Annotated in this window: 18 protein-coding genes and 1 pseudogene; 9 read left to right on the top strand and 10 right to left on the bottom strand. The window is 70.9% G+C overall.

Annotation, left to right across the window (positions count from 1 at the left end; all coding sequences use genetic code 11):
• Nucleotides 1-28: 28 nt before the first annotated feature.
• From dnaG to ACFWR9_RS00805, 4 genes are all read right to left on the bottom strand, one after another.
• The gene (gene dnaG / locus ACFWR9_RS00820; RefSeq protein ID WP_383833393.1) at nucleotides 29-1,960 is read right to left on the bottom strand and encodes a DNA primase; all 1,932 of its coding nucleotides are present in this window, start codon (nucleotides 1,958-1,960) and stop codon (nucleotides 29-31) included.
• 29 nt (nucleotides 1,961-1,989) lie between these two features.
• Nucleotides 1,990-3,255 carry an NAD(P)/FAD-dependent oxidoreductase gene (locus ACFWR9_RS00815; RefSeq protein WP_383833390.1) on the bottom strand — a complete coding sequence of 422 codons (1,266 nt, stop codon included), beginning with the start codon at nucleotides 3,253-3,255 and terminating at the stop codon, nucleotides 1,990-1,992.
• Nucleotides 3,256-3,400: 145 nt separating this feature from the next.
• Complete coding sequence (locus ACFWR9_RS00810; RefSeq protein ID WP_383833387.1) at nucleotides 3,401-4,675, bottom strand: deoxyguanosinetriphosphate triphosphohydrolase; 1,275 nt, start codon at nucleotides 4,673-4,675, stop codon at nucleotides 3,401-3,403.
• 10 nt (nucleotides 4,676-4,685) lie between these two features.
• A complete protein-coding gene (locus ACFWR9_RS00805) occupies nucleotides 4,686-5,561 on the bottom strand; it encodes a sirohydrochlorin chelatase (protein ID WP_383833384.1) in 876 nt (291 codons plus the stop codon).
• Between the two features lie 164 nt (nucleotides 5,562-5,725).
• On the opposite strand from ACFWR9_RS00805, the gene ACFWR9_RS00800 reads away from it, so the two are divergent.
• Together ACFWR9_RS00800 and ACFWR9_RS00795 are read left to right on the top strand one after the other, a co-directional pair.
• On the top strand, nucleotides 5,726-6,442 hold the full coding sequence (locus ACFWR9_RS00800) for a vancomycin high temperature exclusion protein (protein WP_383833382.1): 717 nt from the start codon (nucleotides 5,726-5,728) through the stop codon (nucleotides 6,440-6,442).
• Nucleotides 6,443-6,572: 130 nt separating this feature from the next.
• Nucleotides 6,573-8,660 carry a molybdopterin oxidoreductase family protein gene (locus ACFWR9_RS00795; protein ID WP_383833379.1) on the top strand — a complete coding sequence of 696 codons (2,088 nt, stop codon included), beginning with the start codon at nucleotides 6,573-6,575 and terminating at the stop codon, nucleotides 8,658-8,660.
• A gap of 22 nt (nucleotides 8,661-8,682) precedes the next feature.
• On the opposite strand, the gene ACFWR9_RS00790 is transcribed toward ACFWR9_RS00795, so the two are convergent.
• Entirely contained in the window at nucleotides 8,683-9,102 is a 420-nt protein-coding gene (locus ACFWR9_RS00790) for a gamma-glutamylcyclotransferase family protein (RefSeq protein WP_383833376.1), read from the bottom strand.
• Between the two features lie 170 nt (nucleotides 9,103-9,272).
• Here ACFWR9_RS00790 and ACFWR9_RS00785 point away from each other — a divergent pair, with 170 nt between their 5' ends.
• Nucleotides 9,273-10,916: a M4 family metallopeptidase gene (locus ACFWR9_RS00785; protein WP_383833373.1), complete on the top strand. Its 1,644-nt coding sequence runs from the start codon at nucleotides 9,273-9,275 to the stop codon at nucleotides 10,914-10,916.
• Between the two features lie 62 nt (nucleotides 10,917-10,978).
• On the opposite strand, the gene ACFWR9_RS00780 is transcribed toward ACFWR9_RS00785, so the two are convergent.
• A complete protein-coding gene (locus tag ACFWR9_RS00780; RefSeq protein WP_383833370.1) occupies nucleotides 10,979-11,566 on the bottom strand; it encodes an NADPH-dependent FMN reductase in 588 nt (195 codons plus the stop codon).
• Between the two features lie 294 nt (nucleotides 11,567-11,860).
• Here ACFWR9_RS00780 and ACFWR9_RS00775 point away from each other — a divergent pair, with 294 nt between their 5' ends.
• Together ACFWR9_RS00775 and ACFWR9_RS00770 are read left to right on the top strand one after the other, a co-directional pair.
• Entirely contained in the window at nucleotides 11,861-12,394 is a 534-nt protein-coding gene (locus ACFWR9_RS00775) for a hypothetical protein (protein ID WP_383833367.1), read from the top strand.
• A gap of 121 nt (nucleotides 12,395-12,515) precedes the next feature.
• On the top strand, nucleotides 12,516-13,142 hold the full coding sequence (locus ACFWR9_RS00770; protein ID WP_383833364.1) for a class F sortase: 627 nt from the start codon (nucleotides 12,516-12,518) through the stop codon (nucleotides 13,140-13,142).
• Here ACFWR9_RS00770 and ACFWR9_RS00765 read toward each other — a convergent pair.
• A complete protein-coding gene (locus ACFWR9_RS00765) occupies nucleotides 13,080-13,469 on the bottom strand; it encodes a winged helix-turn-helix transcriptional regulator (protein WP_383833361.1) in 390 nt (129 codons plus the stop codon). The genes ACFWR9_RS00770 and ACFWR9_RS00765 overlap by 63 nt on opposite strands.
• Nucleotides 13,470-13,573: 104 nt before the next feature.
• Between ACFWR9_RS00765 and ACFWR9_RS00760 the strand changes: the two genes are divergently transcribed.
• From ACFWR9_RS00760 to ACFWR9_RS00745, 4 genes and pseudogenes are all read left to right on the top strand, one after another.
• Nucleotides 13,574-14,497 carry an NAD(P)-dependent oxidoreductase gene (locus ACFWR9_RS00760; RefSeq protein WP_383833358.1) on the top strand — a complete coding sequence of 308 codons (924 nt, stop codon included), beginning with the start codon at nucleotides 13,574-13,576 and terminating at the stop codon, nucleotides 14,495-14,497.
• A 132-nt stretch (nucleotides 14,498-14,629) separates the two neighbouring features.
• The gene (locus ACFWR9_RS00755; RefSeq protein WP_383833355.1) at nucleotides 14,630-15,826 is read left to right on the top strand and encodes a helix-turn-helix domain-containing protein; all 1,197 of its coding nucleotides are present in this window, start codon (nucleotides 14,630-14,632) and stop codon (nucleotides 15,824-15,826) included.
• 446 nt (nucleotides 15,827-16,272) lie between these two features.
• On the top strand, nucleotides 16,273-16,638 hold the full coding sequence (locus tag ACFWR9_RS00750; RefSeq protein ID WP_383833352.1) for a hypothetical protein: 366 nt from the start codon (nucleotides 16,273-16,275) through the stop codon (nucleotides 16,636-16,638).
• 375 nt (nucleotides 16,639-17,013) lie between these two features.
• A pseudogene (locus ACFWR9_RS00745) lies at nucleotides 17,014-17,394 on the top strand (tyrosine-type recombinase/integrase); the annotation flags it as partial.
• 132 nt (nucleotides 17,395-17,526) lie between these two features.
• Here ACFWR9_RS00745 and ACFWR9_RS00740 read toward each other — a convergent pair.
• The 3 genes from ACFWR9_RS00740 to ACFWR9_RS00730 form a co-directional block, all read right to left on the bottom strand.
• Entirely contained in the window at nucleotides 17,527-17,931 is a 405-nt protein-coding gene (locus ACFWR9_RS00740) for a DUF6896 domain-containing protein (protein ID WP_383833350.1), read from the bottom strand.
• 129 nt (nucleotides 17,932-18,060) lie between these two features.
• Nucleotides 18,061-19,149, bottom strand: coding sequence for a hypothetical protein (locus ACFWR9_RS00735; RefSeq protein WP_383833347.1), 1,089 nt, complete (start codon nucleotides 19,147-19,149; stop codon nucleotides 18,061-18,063).
• Nucleotides 19,150-19,191: 42 nt separating this feature from the next.
• Nucleotides 19,192-19,665: an SMI1/KNR4 family protein gene (locus ACFWR9_RS00730; RefSeq protein ID WP_383833344.1), complete on the bottom strand. Its 474-nt coding sequence runs from the start codon at nucleotides 19,663-19,665 to the stop codon at nucleotides 19,192-19,194.
• Nucleotides 19,666-19,668 lie beyond the last annotated feature (3 nt).

The raw sequence follows: 19,668 nt of genomic DNA, 5'->3' as shown, positions 1-19,668 counted from the left end.
CGTGACCGCGTGATGACCCGGGGTCGGTTCAGAGCGCGGCGGAGCCCTGGACGCGGAGGTTCTGGTCGTACTGCTGGAGGATCCAGAGTTCGTTCGCCACGGCGGCCTGTTCGGCGGGGTCGCCGTGGGTGGAGAGGCGGGTGAGGCGGCCGGTGATGTCGCGGATGCGGCGTTCTACGGCGCGGCGGCGGACCGTGACCAGCTGGGCGCCGGCGTAGACGTCGTCGACGTCCTTGACGCCGCGGTGCAGCATGATCGCCTCGACCGCGAGTTCGGTGACCATGGCGCGGACGGTGTCGTCGGGGGCCACCTCACGCACCCGGACCAGGTAGTCCTGCGGGTCCTGGACGCCGAACTCGACGCCGCCCGCCTCCAGGATCGCCTCGCGTACGGCGGCGTAGGGCGGGGCGGTGAACTCGTCGACGCCGTACGCGTCGAAGGCCGGGGAGACCAGGTCCGGGCGCTGGAGAGCGAGCTTGAGCAGTTCGCGTTCGGTGGCGAAGACGGGGTTGCGGAGGTTGAGGGCCGGGCCGCGGGGGCCGGGGCGGGTGGGGGCGGTCTGGTGCTGGGGGGTGCCGCCGTGCTGGTGCCGGTCGGGTCCGGGGGCGGCGCCTCTGCCGCCTCGGTCGCGGGACCAGCGGGCCAGCTGGGCGATGCGCTTGACGACGAACTGGGTGTCCAGGATGCCGAGCATGCCGGCGAGCTGGACCGCGACCTCGTGCTGGGCGCCGCTGTTCTTGATACGGGCGACGACCGGGGCGGCCTCGTCCAGCGCGGACGCGCGGCCGGCCGGGGTGTCCAGGTCGTAGCGGGCGACGATCTGGCGGAGCGCGAACTCGAAGAGCGGGGTGCGCGGCTCGGCCAGGTCGGCGACGGCGTCGTCGCCCTTGGCGAGGCGCAGGTCGCAGGGGTCCATGCCGTCGGGGGCGATGGCGATGTAGGTCTCGGCGGCGAACTTCTGATCGTCCTCGAAGGCGCGCAGGGCTGCCTTCTGACCGGCCGCGTCGCCGTCGAAGGTGAAGATCACGCGGGCCGAGCCGTTGTCCATGAGGAGCCGGCGGAGGATCTTGATGTGGTCGCCGCCGAACGCCGTGCCGCAGGTCGCGATCGCGGTGGTCACCCCGGCGAGGTGGCAGGCCATGACGTCCGTGTAGCCCTCGACGACGACCGCCCGGGACGCCTTCGCGATGTCCTTCTTCGCCAGGTCGATGCCGTAGAGGACCTGGGACTTCTTGTAGATCGCGGTCTCGGGGGTGTTCAGGTACTTCGGGCCGTTGTCCGCCTCGTAGAGCTTGCGGGCGCCGAAGCCGACGACGTCGCCGCCGATGTCGCGGATGGGCCACATCAGCCGGCCGCGGAACCGGTCGATGGGGCCGCGGCGGCCCTCCTGGGAGATGCCGGAGAGGATCAGCTCCTTGTCGCTGAAGCCCTTGCCGCGCAGGAAGCGGGTGAGGTGGTCCCAGCCCTGGGGGCTGTAGCCGACGCCGAAGTGCTGGGCGGCCGCCTGGTCGAAGCCGCGCTCCGCGAGGAAGGCCCGGCCGGTATCCGCCTCGGGGCTGGTGGCCAGCTGTTCCGCGTACCACTGCGCGGCGATCTTGTGGGCGTCGACCAGGCGGATGCGCTCGCCGCGCTGGTGGGTGGGGTTGTACCCGCCCTCCTCGTAGCGCAGGGTGATGCCGGCCTGGCCGGCCAGGCGCTCGACCGCCTCGGAGAAGGTGAGGTGGTCGATCTTCATCACGAACGTGATGGTGTCGCCGCCCTCCTGGCAGCCGAAGCAGTGGAAGAACCCCTTGCTCGGACTGACCTGGAAGGACGGGGACTTCTCGTCGTGGAAGGGACACAGGCCCTTCAGATTGCCGCCGCCCGCGTTGCGCAGCTGGAGGTACTCCGAGACGACGGCGTCGATCGGGACCGCGTCCCGTACCGCCTTCACGTCCTCGTCGTTGATCCGTCCTGCCACGCGTGAAGTCTACGGCGGGAGACTGACAGCTATGCGACGAGGCTTTCGAGGGAGACGTGCGGGTTCGCCAGTGCCTCCGTGTCCACCTGGGCCTTCGAGCGGATCAGCTGCTGGATCGGCTCCGTGACGTCCCACACGTTGACGTTCATCCCGGCCAGCACGCGGCCCTCCTTCACCCAGAAGGCGATGAACTCGCGCTTCGCCGCGTCCCCGCGGATCACCACCTGGTCGTACGACCCCGCGGGCGCCCAGCCGGAGTACTCCATGCCCAGGTCGTACTGGTCGGTGAAGAAGTAGGGCACGCGGTCGTGGGCGGGGCCCTTGCCGAGCATCGCGCGGGCCGCGGCCGGGCCGCCGTTCAGGGCGTTGGCCCAGTGCTCCACACGCAGGCTGGTGTCGAAGAGGGCGTGGTGGAAGGAGGCCACGTCGCCGGCCGCGTAGATGTCGGGGTCGGAGGTGCGCAGGTGCTCGTCGACGACGATGCCGCCGCCGTGCGCCCGGTCGGCGATCTCCAGGCCGGCCGCCTGCGCGAGCGCGGTGCGCGGGGCGGCGCCGATCGCGGCGAGCACGTCGTGCGCCGGGTGCTCCTCGCCGTCGTCGGTACGGGCGGCCAGCACCACGCCGTCCTGGCCGACGATCTCGGTCAGCTCCACGCCGAAGCGGAAGCGCACCCCGTGGCTCTCGTGCAGCTCGGCGAAGACGGCGCCCAGCTCGGGGCCGAGGACGCCGTGCAGCGGGGTCGGGCCGGGCTCGACGACGGTGACCTCCGCCCCGTACTCGCGGGCCGCCGCAGCGACCTCCAGGCCGATCCAGCCGGCGCCGGCGATCACGAGGTGGCCGTTGTCCCGGCCGAGGGAGGCGAGGACGCCCTTGAGGCGCTCGGCGTGGGCGAGGCGGCGCAGGTGGTGGACGCCCGCGAGGCCGGTGCCCGGGACGTCGAGGCGGCGGGGCTCGGCGCCGGTCGCGAGGAGCAGCTTGTCGTACCCGGCGTGGGTGCCGTCGTCGCCGTAGTGGACGGTCTTGGCGGCGCGGTCGATCGCGACGACGGTCTGGCCGAGGTGCAGCTCGATGTCGTGCCGCGCGTACCAGGCGGGCTCGTGCACGAAGACGCTGTCGCGCTCCTCCTTGCCGAGGAGGTAGCCCTTGGACAGCGGGGGACGCTCGTAGGGGTGGTCGCGTTCGTCGCAGATGAGGATCACCCGGCCGGTGAAACCCTCCGTGCGGAGTGTCTCGGCCGCCTTCGCGCCCGCCAGGCCGCCTCCGACGATGACGAATGTCTGATCCGCGTCGACCACTTGTCTGCCTCCTCGTCAGGGTGCCGCCACATGCGAGCGTCCCGCACGCGGCGTGGTGCGGGAAGAGGGAGCGACCCGATCAGGCCACGGAGCGTCCGGTTTCCGGAGCCTCGCGGTCTGTCGGGTCACACCTGTCCCGCCAGTCTCATGGATGCCCCGTCAGCCGGGCGTGAAGCGAGCGGGCCGAAGCATCGGTGAGGGAGGCGATCTGGTCGACGATCACCCGTTTGCGGGCCCGGTCGTCGGCCGCCCCGTCGAAAAGGGCGCGGAACTGCGGGTCCAGGCCGTCGGGGGCGCGGGCGGTGAGCGCCTCGGCCAGTTCGGCGACGACGATCCGCTGGTCGGCGCGGAGCGCCTCCTGCTCGGTGCGCTGCATGACGTACCGGACGGCGACCGCCTTGAGGACGGCGCACTCCAGCTGGGTCTCCCGGGGGACGACCAGCTCGGCGGTGTACCGGGTGAGCCGGCCGCCGCCGTACGCGGCCCGGGTGGCGGTCTCGGCGGCCAGGCAGAACCGGCCGATGAGCTGGCTGGTGGCGTCCTTCAGGCGGGCCTGGGCGACGGCCGAGCCGTCGTAGCCGTGCGGCCACCAGTCCTGGGCGAGCAGGCGGTCGAGGGCGGCGGCGAGTTCGGCGTGGTCGGTGCCGGCGGGGACGTAGCGGCCGACGGCGGCCTCGAAGACCGCCTCCCGCTCGGGGTCGGCGAGCAGGCAGTTCGGGTCGATGTGACCGGCGTGCAGGCCGTCCTCGACGTCGTGCACGGAGTACGCCACGTCGTCCGCCCAGTCCATGACCTGGGCCTCGAAGCAGGTGCGGGCGCCGGGGGCGTCCTTGCGGAGCCACTCGAAGACGGGCCGGTCCTCGTCGTAGACGCCGAACTTGCGCGAGGCCGGGTCGGTGGGGTGGGCGCCGCGCGGCCAGGGGTACTTGGTGGCGGCGTCGAGGGTGGCGCGGGTGAGGTTGAGGCCGACGGAGCCGTCCTCGGTGAACCGCTTGGGCTCGATGCGGGTGAGCAGCCGCAGGGACTGGGCGTTGCCCTCGAAGCCGCCGCAGTCCTCGGCGAACGTGTTGAGCGCCAGTTCGCCGTTGTGCCCGAAGGGCGGGTGGCCGAGGTCGTGGGAGAGGCAGGCGGCCTCCACGAGGTCGGGGTCGCAGCCGAGGGCGGCGCCGAGTTCGCGGCCGACCTGGGCGCACTCCAGGGAGTGTGTGAGGCGGGTGCGGGGGCTGGCGTCCCACATGGGGCTGCCCTCGCCCGGCGTGACGACCTGGGTCTTGCCGGCGAGGCGGCGCAGGGCGGCGGAGTGCAGGATGCGGGCGCGGTCGCGTTGGAAGGCGGTGCGGCCGGGGCGTTTGTCCGGCTCGGGGGCCCAGCGGGCGACTGACGTCGGGTCGTAGGGGGGTGGGGTGTCTGTGCCTTCCATGCGATGAACATTAAGCGGTGGGGACGGATGCGTGTGCCGGGTTCTGTGGTCGCGTGGCTGCGGGCCGGATGTGGCTGGTCGCGCCCGCGCGGCGGAGCCGCAATCGATACAGTCCCGCGCCCCTTCGGGGCGCGCTGTCGTCATCCCATGCCGACAGCGTCCGGTCGTAGCGGTGGAGGAGTAGGCGGGCCATGGCCGGGTGGGTGCCCAGGGGGCGTGAGGTGATCCAGCGGGCCGCTGTCGTGGACTCCGTCGCGAAGCGGCCCGGGGCTGTGAAGTAGGAGGCGATGGCCACCCGGCGGTGGCCTCGGGCCGTCAGGGTGCGGATGGCTTCCGGGACCGTCGGGGAGGACGCCGAGGCGTACGCGGGGAGGACCGGGACGCCCAGGCGGGCGGCGAGGAGGGCCGCGGTGCGGGTCGTGTCGGTCCTGGAGTCCGGGTCGCGGGAGCCCGCGGAGGCGAGGACGACGGCGGCGTCCCGGGGGGCGCGGGTGGGCCAGCCGGCCTCCAGCAGGCGGCCGTGCAGGGCGTCCACGAGCAGAGGGTGCGGGCCGAGTGGGGCGGCGACGCGCGTGCGGGCCGGGGAGGCCGCGGCCATGTCGGGGATGTCCCGTTTGACGTGGTGGCCGCGGCTGAGCAGGAGCGGGACGAGGACCGCCGACCCGTCACCGAGGGCGGCCAGCGTGTCGGGCAGCAGGGGTTCGTTCAGCTCGATGTGGCCGAGGTGCACCGGGAGGCCGGGGCGCAGGGCTCGGACCCGGTCGAGGAGGGCGTTCACGGTGCGTAGGGCGCGCGGGTCGCGGCTGCCGTGGGCGACGACCACCAGGGCGGGTGCTCCGCCGGTGGCCCGCGTGCTCGTGCTGCCCGTCACTGTCATCACCGTCATGCACCGATCGTGACCGGGTGACGTTGCCTTCCCGTTGCGTGGGCGTCACGACTATTTTCCGTCGGTTCACACGCCGCCGCCCACCGCGTGTGAGCGGCCGGCGAACCGGGCGGCGCTCCGGTACGTCCCTGAGGGCAGGAACCGACCGGGGAGGGAACCGTCCGATGCGCCGCCCGACACTTCGCAGACCACGCCTGCCGCGCACCCGCACGGGGCAGCGGCGGCTGATCCGGGCGGTGGTGGCGGGGTGCGTGCTGGCGCTGCTGCCCGCGACGTGGATGCATCTGGTCACCGGCGACCGGCTGCGCACCACGGCCGGCGTGCCCCGCACCGAGGTCGCCGTCGTCTTCGGCGCCGGGCTGTGGGAGGGCGAGCCGTCGCCGTACCTGGCGCACCGGCTGGACGCGGCGGCCGAGCTGTACCGTGCGGGGCGGATCGAGGTGGTGCTTGTCACCGGGGACAACAGCCGGGAGGAGTACGACGAGCCGGACGCCATGCGCGCCTACCTCGTGCGGCACGGTGTGCCCGACGGGCGGATCGTCAGCGATTACGCGGGCTTCGACACCTGGGACTCCTGCGTCCGCGCGAAGAAGATCTTCGGGGTGGACCGGGCCGTGCTGATCAGCCAGGGCTTCCACATCCGGCGGGCGGTCGCGCTGTGTCAGGAGGCGGGGGTGGCGTCGTACGGCGTCGGGGTCGACGAGCGGCACGACGTGACCTGGTACTACGGGGGCGCCCGGGAGATCCTCGCGGCGGGCAAGGCGGCGCTGGACGCGGCCTTCGAGCCGGACCCGCACTTCCTCGGGCCGAAGGAGCCGGGGGTGGTGCGGGCCCTGGCCGACGCCGGACGAGACGACACCGGAGGAGACGGCGCCGGATGAGCGGCGCGGATCAGCGGCGCTGGAGGAGCCGCCCCTCACCGTGGCCCGAGGGCGGCGGGGAGGTCGCCGTCCCGGCGGTGTAACAGACCGCCGCCCGGTCGCGTAACACGGAAGCCGCAGGCTGGGCGGCATGCAGAACACCGCCACGCCCACGCACTGCCCGTACTGCGCCCTGCAGTGCGGGATGAATCTGACGCCCGCCGCCGACGGGACCGTCGAGGTGAGCGAGCGCGCGGACTTCCCGGTGAACCGGGGCGCGCTGTGCGGCAAGGGGCGTACGGCGCCGGAAGTGCTCGCGTCGGGGGCGCGGCTGACCTCGCCGCTGGTGCGTTCCGCCGACGGTGAGCTGGTGCCGGCCGGCTGGGACGAGGCGCTGGACCGGATCGCCGGGAACCTGGCCCGCACGCGGGCGGAGCGCGGCGCGGACGCGGTCGGGGTGTTCGGCGGGGGCGGGCTGACCAACGAGAAGGCGTACACGCTGGGCAAGTTCGCCCGGGTGGTGCTGGGCACCTCGCAGATCGACTACAACGGCCGGTTCTGCATGTCGTCGGCCGCCGCGGCGGGGACGAAGGCGTTCGGGCTCGACCGGGGGCTGCCGTTCCCGCTGGAGGACATCCCGAAGACCGGGTGCGTGATCCTCGTGGGGTCGAACCCGGCGGAGACGATGCCGCCGTCACTGCGGTACTTCACCGAGCTGCGGGAGAACGGCGGCACCCTGATCGTCGTCGACCCGCGCCGCACGAAGACCGCCGAGCAGGCCGACCTGCACCTGGCGCCGAGGCCCGGCACCGACCTGGCGCTCGCGCTGGGCATGCTGCACCTGGTCGTCGCCGAGGGGCGGGTGGACGAGCGGTACGTCGAGGACCGCACGGCCGGCTGGGAGGAGGCGCGGGCGGCGGCGATGGCGCACTGGCCGGAGTACGTGGAGCGGATCACGGGGGTGTCCGTTCCGGAACTGCGGGAGGCGGTGCGGCTGTTCTGCGCGCCGGAGGCGGCCATGGTGCTCACCGCGCGCGGACCGGAGCAGCAGGCCAAGGGCACGGACACGGTGGGCGCGTGGATCAACCTGTGCCTGGCGACCGGGCGGGCCGGGCGGCCGCTGTCCGGGTACGGCTGTCTGACCGGGCAGGGCAACGGGCAGGGCGGGCGCGAACACGGGCAGAAGGCCGACCAGTTGCCGGGCTACCGCAAGCTGACCGACCCGGCGGCGCGGCGGCATGTGGCCCAGGTGTGGGGCGTGGACCCGGACTCGCTGCCGGGGCCGGGGCGCAGTGCGTACGAGTTGCTGGACGCGCTGGGGACGGACATCGGGTCGCTGATGGTCATGGGGTCCAACCCGGTGGTGTCGGCGCCCCGGGCCGCGCACATCGAGGGGCGGCTGCGGTCGCTGGACTTCCTGGCGGTGTGCGACGTGGTGCTCTCCGAGACGGCGGCGCTGGCGGACGTGGTGCTGCCGGTGACGCAGTGGGCGGAGGAGACGGGGACGACGACGAGTCTGGAGGGGCGGGTGCTGCTGCGGCGGCGTGCGATCACGCCGCCGGACGGGGTCCGCAGCGACCTGGAGGTGCTCCACGGCCTGGCCTACCGGCTGGGTGTGGAGAAGGGGTTCCCGACCGAACCCGAGGAGGTCTTCGAGGAACTGCGCCGGGCCGGCGCCGGCGGTCCGGCGGACTACTCGGGGATCGACTACCGGCGGCTCGCGGAGGAGAACGGCGTGTTCTGGCCGTGCCCGGCGCCGCGGGAGGACACTCCCCCGCACCCGGGTACCCCGCGTCTCTTCCTGGACCGCTTCGCCACCGACGACGGCCGGGCCAGGTTCGTGCCCGTCGCGCACCGGCCGAGCGCCGAGGAGCCGGACGACGCGTATCCGGTGCTGCTGACCACGGGGCGGGTCGTGGCGCAGTACCAGTCCGGGGCGCAGACCCGGCGCGTGGCCGAGCTGAACGCCGCCGCGCCCGGCCCGTTCGTGGAGCTGCACCCCCGGCTGGCGGCGCGGCTCGGGGCGGCCGAGGGGGACCCGCTGGCGGTGGTGTCCCGGCGGGGGCGGGCGGTGGCGCCGGCCCGGATCACCACCGGCATCCGGCCGGACACCGTGTTCATGCCCTTCCACTGGCCGGGCGAGGGCCGCGCCAACACGCTGACCAACCCGGCCCTCGACCCGACCTCGCGGATGCCGGAGTTCAAGGTGTGCGCGGTGCGGGTGGAGGTGGCGCGGTAGGGACCGGCGGGGGCCGCGGCCGTCATCGCACGGACCAGTCGCCGTCCGCGATCGGCCTGACCGTGGCCCGCAGCCGGACCGCGACCGCGGGGGCGGCGACGTACACCCAGGCCCGCAGGGTCGTCCCGTCGGCGTCCCGTACGACGGTTCTGGCCACCCGGTCGTACAGGTTGCGCGGGTCACCCGGCACGTACTCCTCCAGCCGGTCCAGTACGGCGAGCAGCGCGTCGTACTCCTCGGGCAGCGCGGTGACGACCTCCCCGCGCACGGTCCCCTCGGGCGCCTCCACGGCGTAGGGGTAGCCGGGGCCCGGGTAGAGCAGGGCGCCGTACAGGCGGGCGGGTTCCTCGGCGCGGGTGCGCCCGCGCAGGAAGGCGTCGTGGTTCGGGCCGCCGGGGCGCAGGGTCCCGTAGACGAAGAACGGCAGTCGCGTGGTGTCCACGAGAGGTCATTCTCTCGCCTCAAGCCCCTCATGATCTTCACCGACGGGCTATGGACATGACATGCCGGGGGTCCTTTAAATCTGAGTCAACATCATCGTCCCCCGCACCCCCACTTCCCCACGCCCCCGCACCCCCACGCGCCCCGTAGCGCTCCTCCCCAAGGAGTCCGATGAGCCGAATACGGCACGTCCGAGGTTCCCGTCTCGCCACGGCCGGCATCGCCGCAACCACCGCCGCGCTGCTCACCACCGTCCTCTCCCCCACCTCCCGCGCCGCCGACGGACCCACCTCCGCCGACGCCCTCGGACACGCGGCCGCCGTCCTCGCCGACCGGGCCGACGCCCTCGGCCTGACCGCGGCGCAGGACACCGAGGTCCGCGACGTCATCGTCGACGACGACGGCACCCAGCACGTCCGCTACGACCGCACCTACCGCGAACTCCCCGTCCTGGGCGGTGACTTCGTCCTCCACCTCGCCCCCGACGGCGACTTCCGCGGCGCGGACCGCGCGACGGAGGCCCGGGTCTCCCTGCCGACCGTCACCCCGAAACTGTCGGCACCCAAGGCCGCAGACCTGGCCGCGAACGCGCTGCGCGCCGCCAACCCGGGCGAGCTGCTGAAGAAGCTCACCGCAAAACCGCAGTTGGTGGTCGACGCCCTGCACGGGGCCCCGAAACTGGCCTGGCGGACCAACGCGGCGGCGATGGACCCCCTCGGCAACCCCGTCGCGCGCACCGTGCTGACCGACGCCGGCACCGGCGCCCGCATCGACGCCTGGGACACCATCGAGACGGCCGCGGGCGACGGCGAGTCGCTGTACGGCGGCAAGGTGCCGCTGGAAACGACGTCCTCGGGGTCGTCGTACCAGCTCAAGGACCCCACGCGCGGCGGCACGTACACCGGTGACGCGGAGAACCAGACCGACCTCTGCTTCCTCGGCAAGTGCCTGGTCCGGGCCCCCTCGACGCCGTTCACCGACGCCGACAACCACTGGGGGACGGGGAGCGCCGGCGACCGCGCCTCCGCCGCCGTGGACGCGCAGTACGGCACCGACGTCACGTGGGACTACTACAAGGACGTGCACGGGCGCAGCGGCATCGCGGGCGACGGCAAGGGGTCGTACAACCGGGTGCACTACGGCAACAAGTACAACAACGCCTTCTGGGACGACAGTTGCTTCTGCATGACGTACGGCGACGGTGACGGGAGCACCTTCGGGCCGCTGGTCTCGCTGGACGTCGCCGGGCACGAGATGACGCACGGGGTGACCTCGTCGACGGCGGCGCTGACCTACTCGGGCGAGTCCGGCGGCCTCAACGAGGCGACCTCCGACGTCTTCGGCACCCTGGTGGAGTGGCACGCGGGCAACTCCGCCGACGCCGGGGACTACCTGATCGGCGAGAAGGTCGTCCGGGACGGGTTCGGCCGGGACGCGCTGCGCTACATGGACAAGCCCAGCAGGGACGGCAGTTCGGCCGACTGCTGGAGCACCGCGGTGGGCGACCTGGACGTCCACTACTCCTCCGGGATCGCCAACCACTTCGCCTACCTGCTGGCCGAGGGCAGCGGCGCGCGGACCGTGGGCGGGGTCCGCTACGACTCCCCCACCTGCGACGGCTCCTCGGTCTCCGGGATCGGCCGGGACAAGCTCGGTGACGTCTGGTACCGGGCGCTGACGGTGTACATGACGTCGTCCACGGACTACGCGGGCGCCCGCACCGCCACCCTGAGCGCGGCCGGTGACCTGTACGGCGACGACAGCGCCGAGTACGCCGCGGTCGGCGCGGCGTGGAGCGCGGTGAACGTGGGCTGAGCCCGCCGCGCAGTGGACGCGGGGCCGCCCCGGGGACGAACCCGGGGCGGCCCCGAGCGTTCTCACACGTCGCCGTAGGGCCGCTTCTCCTTCGCGTCGCGCAGCGCGCGTCCCCACCACACCAGCTGGTCGAGCATCGTCTTCGCCGCGGCGTCCGGCCCCGACGGGTCCCTCAGCATGCCCTCGTCGTCGAAGGACGCGCCCGCGTTGTGGAAGGAGACGGTGTCGCGGACGGTGACGGCGTGCAGTTCGGCGAAGACCTGGCGCAGGTGCTCCGCGGCGCGCAGACCGCCGGCCAGACCGCCGTACGAGACCAGGCCGACGGGCTTGGCCCGCCACTCGGTGAAGTGCCAGTCGATGACGTTCTTCAGACCCGCCGGGAACGAGTGGTTGTACTCGGGCGTGAGCACGACGAACGCGTCGGCGCCCGCGAGTCCGGGCGTGACCCCGGCCAGCGCGGCGGTCGCCTCCGGCGTCGGGGCGAACGTCGTGGGGAGGTCGACCTCGGCCACGTCGACCACCTCCGGGATCAGGTCGTCGTGGGCCCGGAGGTGGTCCAGGAGCCAGTCGGCGACGACCGGGCCGAAGCGGCCGTGGCGGTTGCTGCCGACAAGGAGGGTCACCCGCAGCGGGGCGGTCGTGGTGTTCATGCGGAACAGCCTGATACCTCGACCAAACTTGAGGTCAAGCCGTGGTGGCGGCGGGCCCGTTCGGCGGCGCCGGTCACCCGTTCACACCCGCGTCCCGCACCCTTCGGGATCTTTTCCCGCCCCCACCCGGCACGCCCCCGTGACCTGCTGAAACGGAGTCCCGCGCGGTTCCGTCCGGCGCACCGGCGACACCCGTTCATCCCAATCCGCGCCGCGCGCTCGGGGAGCGGGCCGGGTCCGCTGCCACTTTCCTCGGTAGGGCAGGGGCCACCGAAAGAGCTCAAAGGAGCACCGATGCGACGTACCGCCCGCCTGCTGACCGGTACCGCGCTCGCCGTCGCGGCCGTCGGCCTCGCCTCCCCGGCGACCGTGTACGCCGGGGACGCCGCACCGACCGGTGGTCTGGAGGTGTACCCGTCCTCGGTCGTGCCGGGCGAGCGGGCCATGGTGACCACGGCGTGGTGCGGTGAGGGCGGTTCGGCGGCGGGTGACGCCAGCGCGGTCGGCGCCGGCCCGTTCCCGCTGGCGCCGGGCACGGACGACGGGGAGGCGGCCGGCCACTTCGATGTGCCGCCGAGCGCGCACCCGGGAACGTACGAGATCGTCGCGACCTGTGGGGACGACGAGCGGCGGGTGACGGGCGACCTGGTGGTCACGCTGACCCCGGCCGACGAGCCGGTGTACCCCAGAGGAAGCGTGAAGACGGGGGTCGGCGGCGCTCTTGGCCCCGACCCCGTGCAGACCGCGGCCGGTGTGACGGCTCTCGCCGTCGCCGCCGCGGGCGGTACCTGGCTCCTGCATCGCCGGGCGAGAGGCGACGGGATCTGACGGGCACCCTCCGCTGCCCGTCCGCCGGTACCGCACTCCCCCACCCCCTCCGGGTCCGACGCCCCTCGCGGCCCGGAGGGGGCAGGGGAGACCACAAGGGCCCGTCTGGAGAGGGGATGTCATGCGCAGGGTCGGCAACACCGCGATAGCCGCGGTCACCGCGATCGCTCTCTGCTCCGGGGCGTGGCTGCTCGTCGGCGGCACGGAGACCGAGACCCCGCCGCAGCCGTCGGCCGCGCAGGCCGCCTCCGGCACCGGGCGGGCCGGGCAGACGCCCGCCGCACCGGCGCTGCCGCCCTCGCCGCCCGACCGGATCCGCGTCCCGGCGATCGACGTGGACGCCCCCCTGACGGGGCTCGGTCTGACGCCCTCCGGCAGCCTGGACGTGCCGCCCGCCGGCAGGAAGAACCTCGCCGGCTGGTACGAGGCGGGCACCACCCCCGGCGAGAGGGGCACCGCGATCGTCGCCGGGCACGTCGACAACGCCCAGGGCCCCGCCGTCTTCTACCGGCTCGGCGCGCTGGAGAAGGGCGCCACGATCGAAGTCGACCGGCGCGACGGCGGCGTCGCGGTCTTCACGGTGGACGCGGTGGAGGTCTACGCCGCCGACGACTTCCCCGACGCCAAGGTGTACGGCGCGGCGCTCCGGCCCGAGCTGCGGGTCATCACCTGCGGCGGCGACTACTCACGCAGTACCGGCTACCAGGGGAACGTGGTCGTCTTCGCGCACCTGACCGGCAGCCTGTGAGCCGTCCAGGACGTGCGCCCTGCCCCACAGGCCGAGCGGCGCCAGCGCCTCGTTGAGGGCGACGCCCCGCGCGGTCAGCGAGTACTCGACGCGCGGCGGCACCTCGGCGTACTCCTCGCGGTGCACGATGCCGTCGGCCTCCAGCTCCCGCAGCTGTGCGGTGAGCACCTTCTCCGTCACGCCGGGCAGCTCCCGGCGCAGGGCGCCGAAGCGGCGGATCCGCTCGCCGAGCGCCCAAAGGATCAATACCTTCCACTTTCCGCCGATCACGTCCATCGCCGCGTCGACCCCGCACACGTACGCCCCCGGCCGCCGTGCCGTACCCATCCCCGTCACCCCGTTCGTCCACCGCCCGCGTGCTTCCTCCGGGGTAACCACCCACTCGAAAGTACGTACTTGAGCGGCCGTGCCCCCCGGAAGAGGCTGTCACCATGACAGACAAGACATCCGCTCCCCGTATTCCACTCACTCCGCACACTCCGCTCACCGTCCTCGGCGCCGGCGCGATGGGCACCGCCCTCGTCCGCGCCTGGCTGGCCGCCGGGCACCCCGTGACCGTCTGGAACCGCACCCCCGCCCGCGCCGAGGCCCTGGCCGCCGAGGGCGCCGCCGTCGCCCGGACCGCCGCCGAGGCGGTGGCCGGGAACCGCCTGGTGATCGTCTGCCTGCTCGACGACGCGTCGGTCGGCGCGGCCCTCGACGGCGTCGACCTGACCGGCCGCGACCTGGTCAACCTGACCACCGGCACACCCGCCGACGGCCGGGCCCGCGCCGCGTGGGCGACGGCGCGCGGAGCACGCTTCCTGGACGGCGGCATCATGGCCGTACCGCCGATGATCGGGGCCGCCGGCTCCGGCGCGTACGTCTTCTACAGCGGCTCACGCACCCTCTTCGACGAGCACCGCGACACCCTCGCCGTCCCCGCCGGCACCCGGTACGTCGGTGAGGACGCGGGCTTCGCGGCCCTGCACGACGTGGCGCTGCTGAGCGCGATGACCGGCATGTTCGCGGGCGTCTCACACGCCTTCGCACTGATCCGGCGCGAGGCCATCGCACCGGGGGACTTCGCCCCGCTCCTGGCGTCCTGGCTCACCGCGATGGCCCCGTCCGTCCACCTGGCCGCCGCCCAACTGGAGACCGGCGACTACGGCAAGGACGTCGTCTCCAACCTCGCGATGCAGGTGGCGGGCAACGCGACGCTGCTGCGCACGGCGGAGGAGCAGGGGGTGAGCGCGGAGCTGCTGACGCCGTACATGGGGTTGATGGAGCGGTGGCTGGCGGAGGGGCATGGGGAGGAGGACGCTACGGGGATGGTGGAGCTGCTGGATTTGGGGAGGGGTGGAGCGAGCGCGTAGGCAGTGTTCGACGCTGAAGAGTGGCGACGCCGCCGTCGGGTTCTGCGGGCAGCCGGGTTGATCGTTGTTCGGCCGGTCCGGGGCGGTGTTGCAGGGGTACCGTCTGAGTGTTGCAGCAGAACGGAGTTCGCCGTGTCGCAGAGCATCGAGGAGCACACCGGCACTCGGATCGCCCGGATACGGAAGCAGCGCGGTCTGACACAGCAGGGGCTGGCGATGCGGGCGCACCTGTCGAAGTCGCTGTTGTCGAAGGTCGAGTGCGGCCAGAAGCCCGCCTCCCCGGCTCTTGTCGCCGCCTGTGCCCGTGCACTGGGTGTTTCCACATCCGACCTGCTGGGACAGCCGTACGCCGACGAACTGCGGCGCGACCGCATGGACGCCCTGATCCAGCCGATCCGTGAGGGTCTGGAGAACTGGGACATCTCTCTGGGCTGGGAGACGGCCCCGCGTCCGGCCGCGTTGATCTGGGCGGATGTCCAGCGGGCTCTGGAACAGCGCCGTCAGGCGCAGTACACGAACATGGTGCGCGACCTGCCCGTGCTGATCGACGAGTCGGTGCAGGCGGTGCACACCAGTACCGGGGCGGAGCAGCGGCTGGCCTACGAGTGTCTGGCGGAGACGTTTCGGTGTGTGTTCACCGTGGCGTGGAAGCTCGGCTTCCTCGATCTGGCGACCGTGGCGCTGGACCGGCTGGCGTGGACCGCGCCGAGCGCTGACGAGCCGGGGCTGGCCGCGATGCATGCCTTTCTGCGTGCGCAGACGACGTTGTCGTCGGGTCGGTACGACGTGGGTCTGCGGGTGGTTGACCGAGCGCTGCGGGACCTTGATGGCCAGGAGTCACGCCGTCCGGCGGGTATTGATGCGATGCGGGGCATGCTGCACTTGCGTGCTGCAACCATCGCGGGCCGGATGAAGGACCGGGACCACGCCGACGCTCGCCTGGCCGAGGCCCGTGTCCTTGCCCAGGCAACGGGCGAGGTGCCGGACTTCGGCGTCACCTGGGGACCGGTAAACGTCGGCGTGCATGCCGTGGCCATCGCCTCGGAGGCTGACGACTTCGGGCGTGCGATCGAACTCGCGGACAATGTGCGCATCCCGCGCGGCTGGACCCGTTCCCGGGCTGGGCACCACTGGATGGACCTCGGCCGGGCCCACGCGTGGGCGGGCCACCCGGACGAGGCGCTGGACTGCCTGAACCAGGCTCGGCGCATCGCTCCGCAGCAGACCCGCTACCACCCGACCGTACGGGAGACCGTGCTGGCGCTGAAGCGGCGGGAGCGGGCGCGTAACAGCTCGTTGGCACAGTACGCGGAGTGGGTCGGGATATAGCGGATTCCTGGCAGCAGGAGTTGCACCCTACGGTGCAACTGCGGTGCATCGACGGTCGGCAGGCTGACGTCTCGTCAGGACCCCCGCAACCGCGCGAACGGTCCGGGGGCATGGCCAACGCTGACAAGGAGCTTCGACATGCCGCACTGTATCGCCCACATCTTCGAACCACTGCTACGGCTGCTGCGGCCCGCACCAGGCCGCCACCGCGTACCAGCTCGCCGTTCCACCAGTCTCGATGCGGAGGCGTCGACTCAATGCCCACCTCGTGTACCCGCCGCCTCAGTGCTGAACGGTGAGAACACCGGACTGGTCCGCCCGTATCTGCTCGCACACGAGCGGCGAGAGCAGCAGCGCAGACGGACACGGCGGCGCACACTGTGGCTGGCTGTCCGCGGTATCGACACCGGCCCCCTGCTAACCCGCAGCATGGAAGTGGGGGCTCGATGAGCCTCACGAACCAAGCCCGTCTGCTGCCCTGGGCCGGGCCGGAAGGAAAACCGTGTTACCTCGCGGGCGACGGGACCGGATACCTGTCACGCCTCGCGGACAACATGGAGTCGGCCCAGCTCGGCCTGGCCGGTGAACTCGTTCAGGAGGCACAGCGCGTTCTGGACAGGCGCCAATGGACCGCTGGCGAACTACACCTTTTGGCAGTCCAGTTGACCGAAGCACTGACGAACGTGCGCCGGATCGCGGTGAGCCGGGGAGCACGCCTGCCCGCAACCGCCTACGAGGACCTCGATGCCCTCGACAAGTCCGACGACGAGCACGATGAGCAAGACGCGACGCAGCCAATCCAGCTCGGCTGACCTGCCCCTCGCGAGCCCCTGTGCCAGCCGGATGCCTGCTGCATCCCGACGGGTGGCGGGTCGCACACCAGGAGCCCCGGGAGGCTACGGCCACTCCGGGGATTCCTCACCTCGGAGCACCTCAGCCTCGATCCACCGCGTGAATTCTGAGCGTCGCCTTCGGTCGGGTTCGGGTTGATCTCTCGGAGCGCGGGCAGCGGTGGGTGCCGGGTGGCCGTCCGGTGCCGAGTCTCCGAGTTCTCTCCGCGTCGTAGTCGGTCGGGTCGAGCGCGTGGTTCAGGTGAGCATGCGCCGGCCGGTGGCTGTCCACAGTTCGGTGAGGTCTTCGGCCCAGCGCCAGTGTTCGGGCAGGTGGAGGGTGAGGCGGCGGATGGTCTCAAGAAGTACCAGGATCAGCGGGACAAGGAGCGCGAGACCGCAGGGCCGGACTGGAGAGACAACAGCCTCGCCTTCACCACGCCCACAGGACGGCCTCTCGCCCCCGCCAACTTCACCCGCCGCTTCCTCAATCGGGCCGGACTCCGGCGCATCCGTTTCCACGACCTACGCCACTCAACCGCCGCCCTGCTCCTGGAACAGGGCGTCGACCTCGTCGTCATCAAAGAACTCCTCAGCCATGCTCACATCGGCGTCACCGCCGGCATCTACGCCCACGTCCGACTCCGACTCCGACGTGACGCCATCGACGCCCTGGGCCACGCCCTCGGCGGCCAGGACGACCCTGCCGATCCACCTGCGAGAACCGTCGTCCGCTGACGTTGCCGTCAGCGTTGCCGTCAAGGCATCGCGAGGCGCCCTCTCCAAGAGCTACAGGAAGAGGGGCCTCGTCATTTCACTTCGACACCGGACAGGAATGGAGCCGGCCTTCAGGCCAACCAGGGGATGGCGCTACTCAACTGCCGAAAACCATCCGCTGCGCGGCTCAGACAAGCGTCCGAGCGAAACCAGTTTTCTGCACGCGGCAACGATTTCGTCCAGGCTTTCCGAGGATTCTTCGCCGAGACTTACCGAAAGCTTCCTGACCCTCCAGGCATCAAAGACTTCCGTCCCTTCTTCTAGAAAGTCCACGTCAACCTCGACTCCGCTTTCCTCAATGAAAAGGCATCCAGAACCGTGGACGTTGTATTCAATACCTTCCTGGATACGCCCGGCCTTCTCCAGGGCTCGCGACCTATACAGGTGGAGGATGCTAGCCAGCCCCTGACTACCCGGGTGACAGCGCTGGACAGCGCTGCGCACCCGGGAGAGGGCCTGCAAGTACGACTCGACTTCCCTCAAAGGCTGGCCTGTCATATATACCCCGGTTTCTTGTACTTGTTCACTAGTCCGGGGCTCGAAGACAACGTACGGTCTACTCCTGTCCAGCTCCCCATCCGGGAGAGCGCGCTCGACTCGGGACGAGATCATTCGTGCACAGATTACTCAACTATCGTTCGCGATCCCCGGAGGCAGTCGGGCAATCCAACGTTCGGTTTCCACTTGCTGCAGGACACGGACAAAATTCAATGTCGGCGTCATGCGTTCGAACATACGCCCGACGTTCATGGTGTATTCCTGCTTCACGGACTGCAGGACTAGGACGCGCACACCATCAAGAGCTCCAATGTCGGCCGGCACCCCATCAGGACTGATGACTCTTCCGCAGCCGTCGAGCAGTTCAAATGACGTCTTCGCTGGGGCGCTGGCCCCCAAGTAAGGATCTCCACTGGTCGCCGCTTCGACCCACCGTTGGACGGGGGGCGTGTTAACAACCCGTCCGTGTTCCCGGTCCCCGATAAGCCGGTCAGCCAGGAGGATGTGAAGCTGCCCGTTGCTTCCTATGCCACTCATCGTCAAGGCATACCCACGATGAGCACAAGGGTCGATCACCACGATAGGCTCGTCATCAAGGACCGCCGCAAGCATCGCTACCCAAACGGCGCGTTGGGAGCGGTCGGCGACAACGGCAGCTCGTTCACCCAGTTCAACCTTGACTCTTTCGGGCACCGCAATGCGGAATTGGTAATCCACCATGACGGTATTCAGGGCCTTGATCCAGTCCTCCATGTCAAACCATGCCATGGCAATCCGGGTCAGCGCTTCATGCCTCGCACTGTCCGCACTTCGACGCCACCAGGGCCGTCGCGTCAATTCGCGCACGAGTTCTTGCGTGCTGGCGCTCTCCGGCTCGGGTAGAGGCCGCCCTCCGGTTGCCGCCTCCCAGAGTTCTGGTACCGCGGCGTTAAGCATCATGGCTTCAGCGGTCCGGGAAGGCAGTATGTCGACGAGCGGCATCGGCGATCCACCCCACTCTACGCAAGCCCCTGCCAGGACGGCGGTCATGGCAAATTCTCCTCCCAACCCCGGCAGCAAAGGTGCAAGAGCCGTGACGGCGGCGGTCAGCCCCTCTACACCCTCCGCCTTGGCTACCTCCGCCAACTCATAAAGTGCAGCCTGGTAGGCGGGAGCCGAGCCCGACTCCATGGATTCTATGAGATTACGGACAGAAAACTGCACCTGGGAGGACATCATCTCACCCTGCTCACTTCGAACAAATCTACAGGATTTATGGCACTAATTAGACTTTTCCGGCATTTCGAGGTTGCCACACAATGCCCGCGACACCCATTCAGAAAAATTCATTTCAGTAGAAAATAGTGCGTTCTCGATTCCGTCATTCGGATCCCATGCCCACATCACCCCGGAAGAATCACGACAATCGATCAATGACCACACTCCACAGCCCCATTCGTATAGCCACACGAAGTACGCCGGCGTGTCGTCTTCCTCGTCACTCTGAACAGCTTCATGAATGTGAACGATGTCGGACCAGTCACCGTTCCATTCGCCACCTGGAACACCAAGCACACCATCTTCCGGGCCAAACCCACCGTTCGCGGCCTCCAAGTAGAGGCGCCTCAACAGTACTGGCAGAGGAAAACCGATGGCCCTTTCTGCAGCGTCTACGACACCTGGCTCCGCTGGCACAGGCAGATCTTGCTGATGAGCGACTTCGACTACTTTGCGAATGATTTCATCTTCAGTCATTCT

This window comes from Streptomyces sp. NPDC058534, from assembly GCF_042717365.1.
In the GTDB taxonomy this organism is placed as follows: Bacteria; Actinomycetota; Actinomycetes; order Streptomycetales; family Streptomycetaceae; genus Streptomyces.
This window is presented reverse-complemented; position numbering and strand designations above follow the sequence as displayed.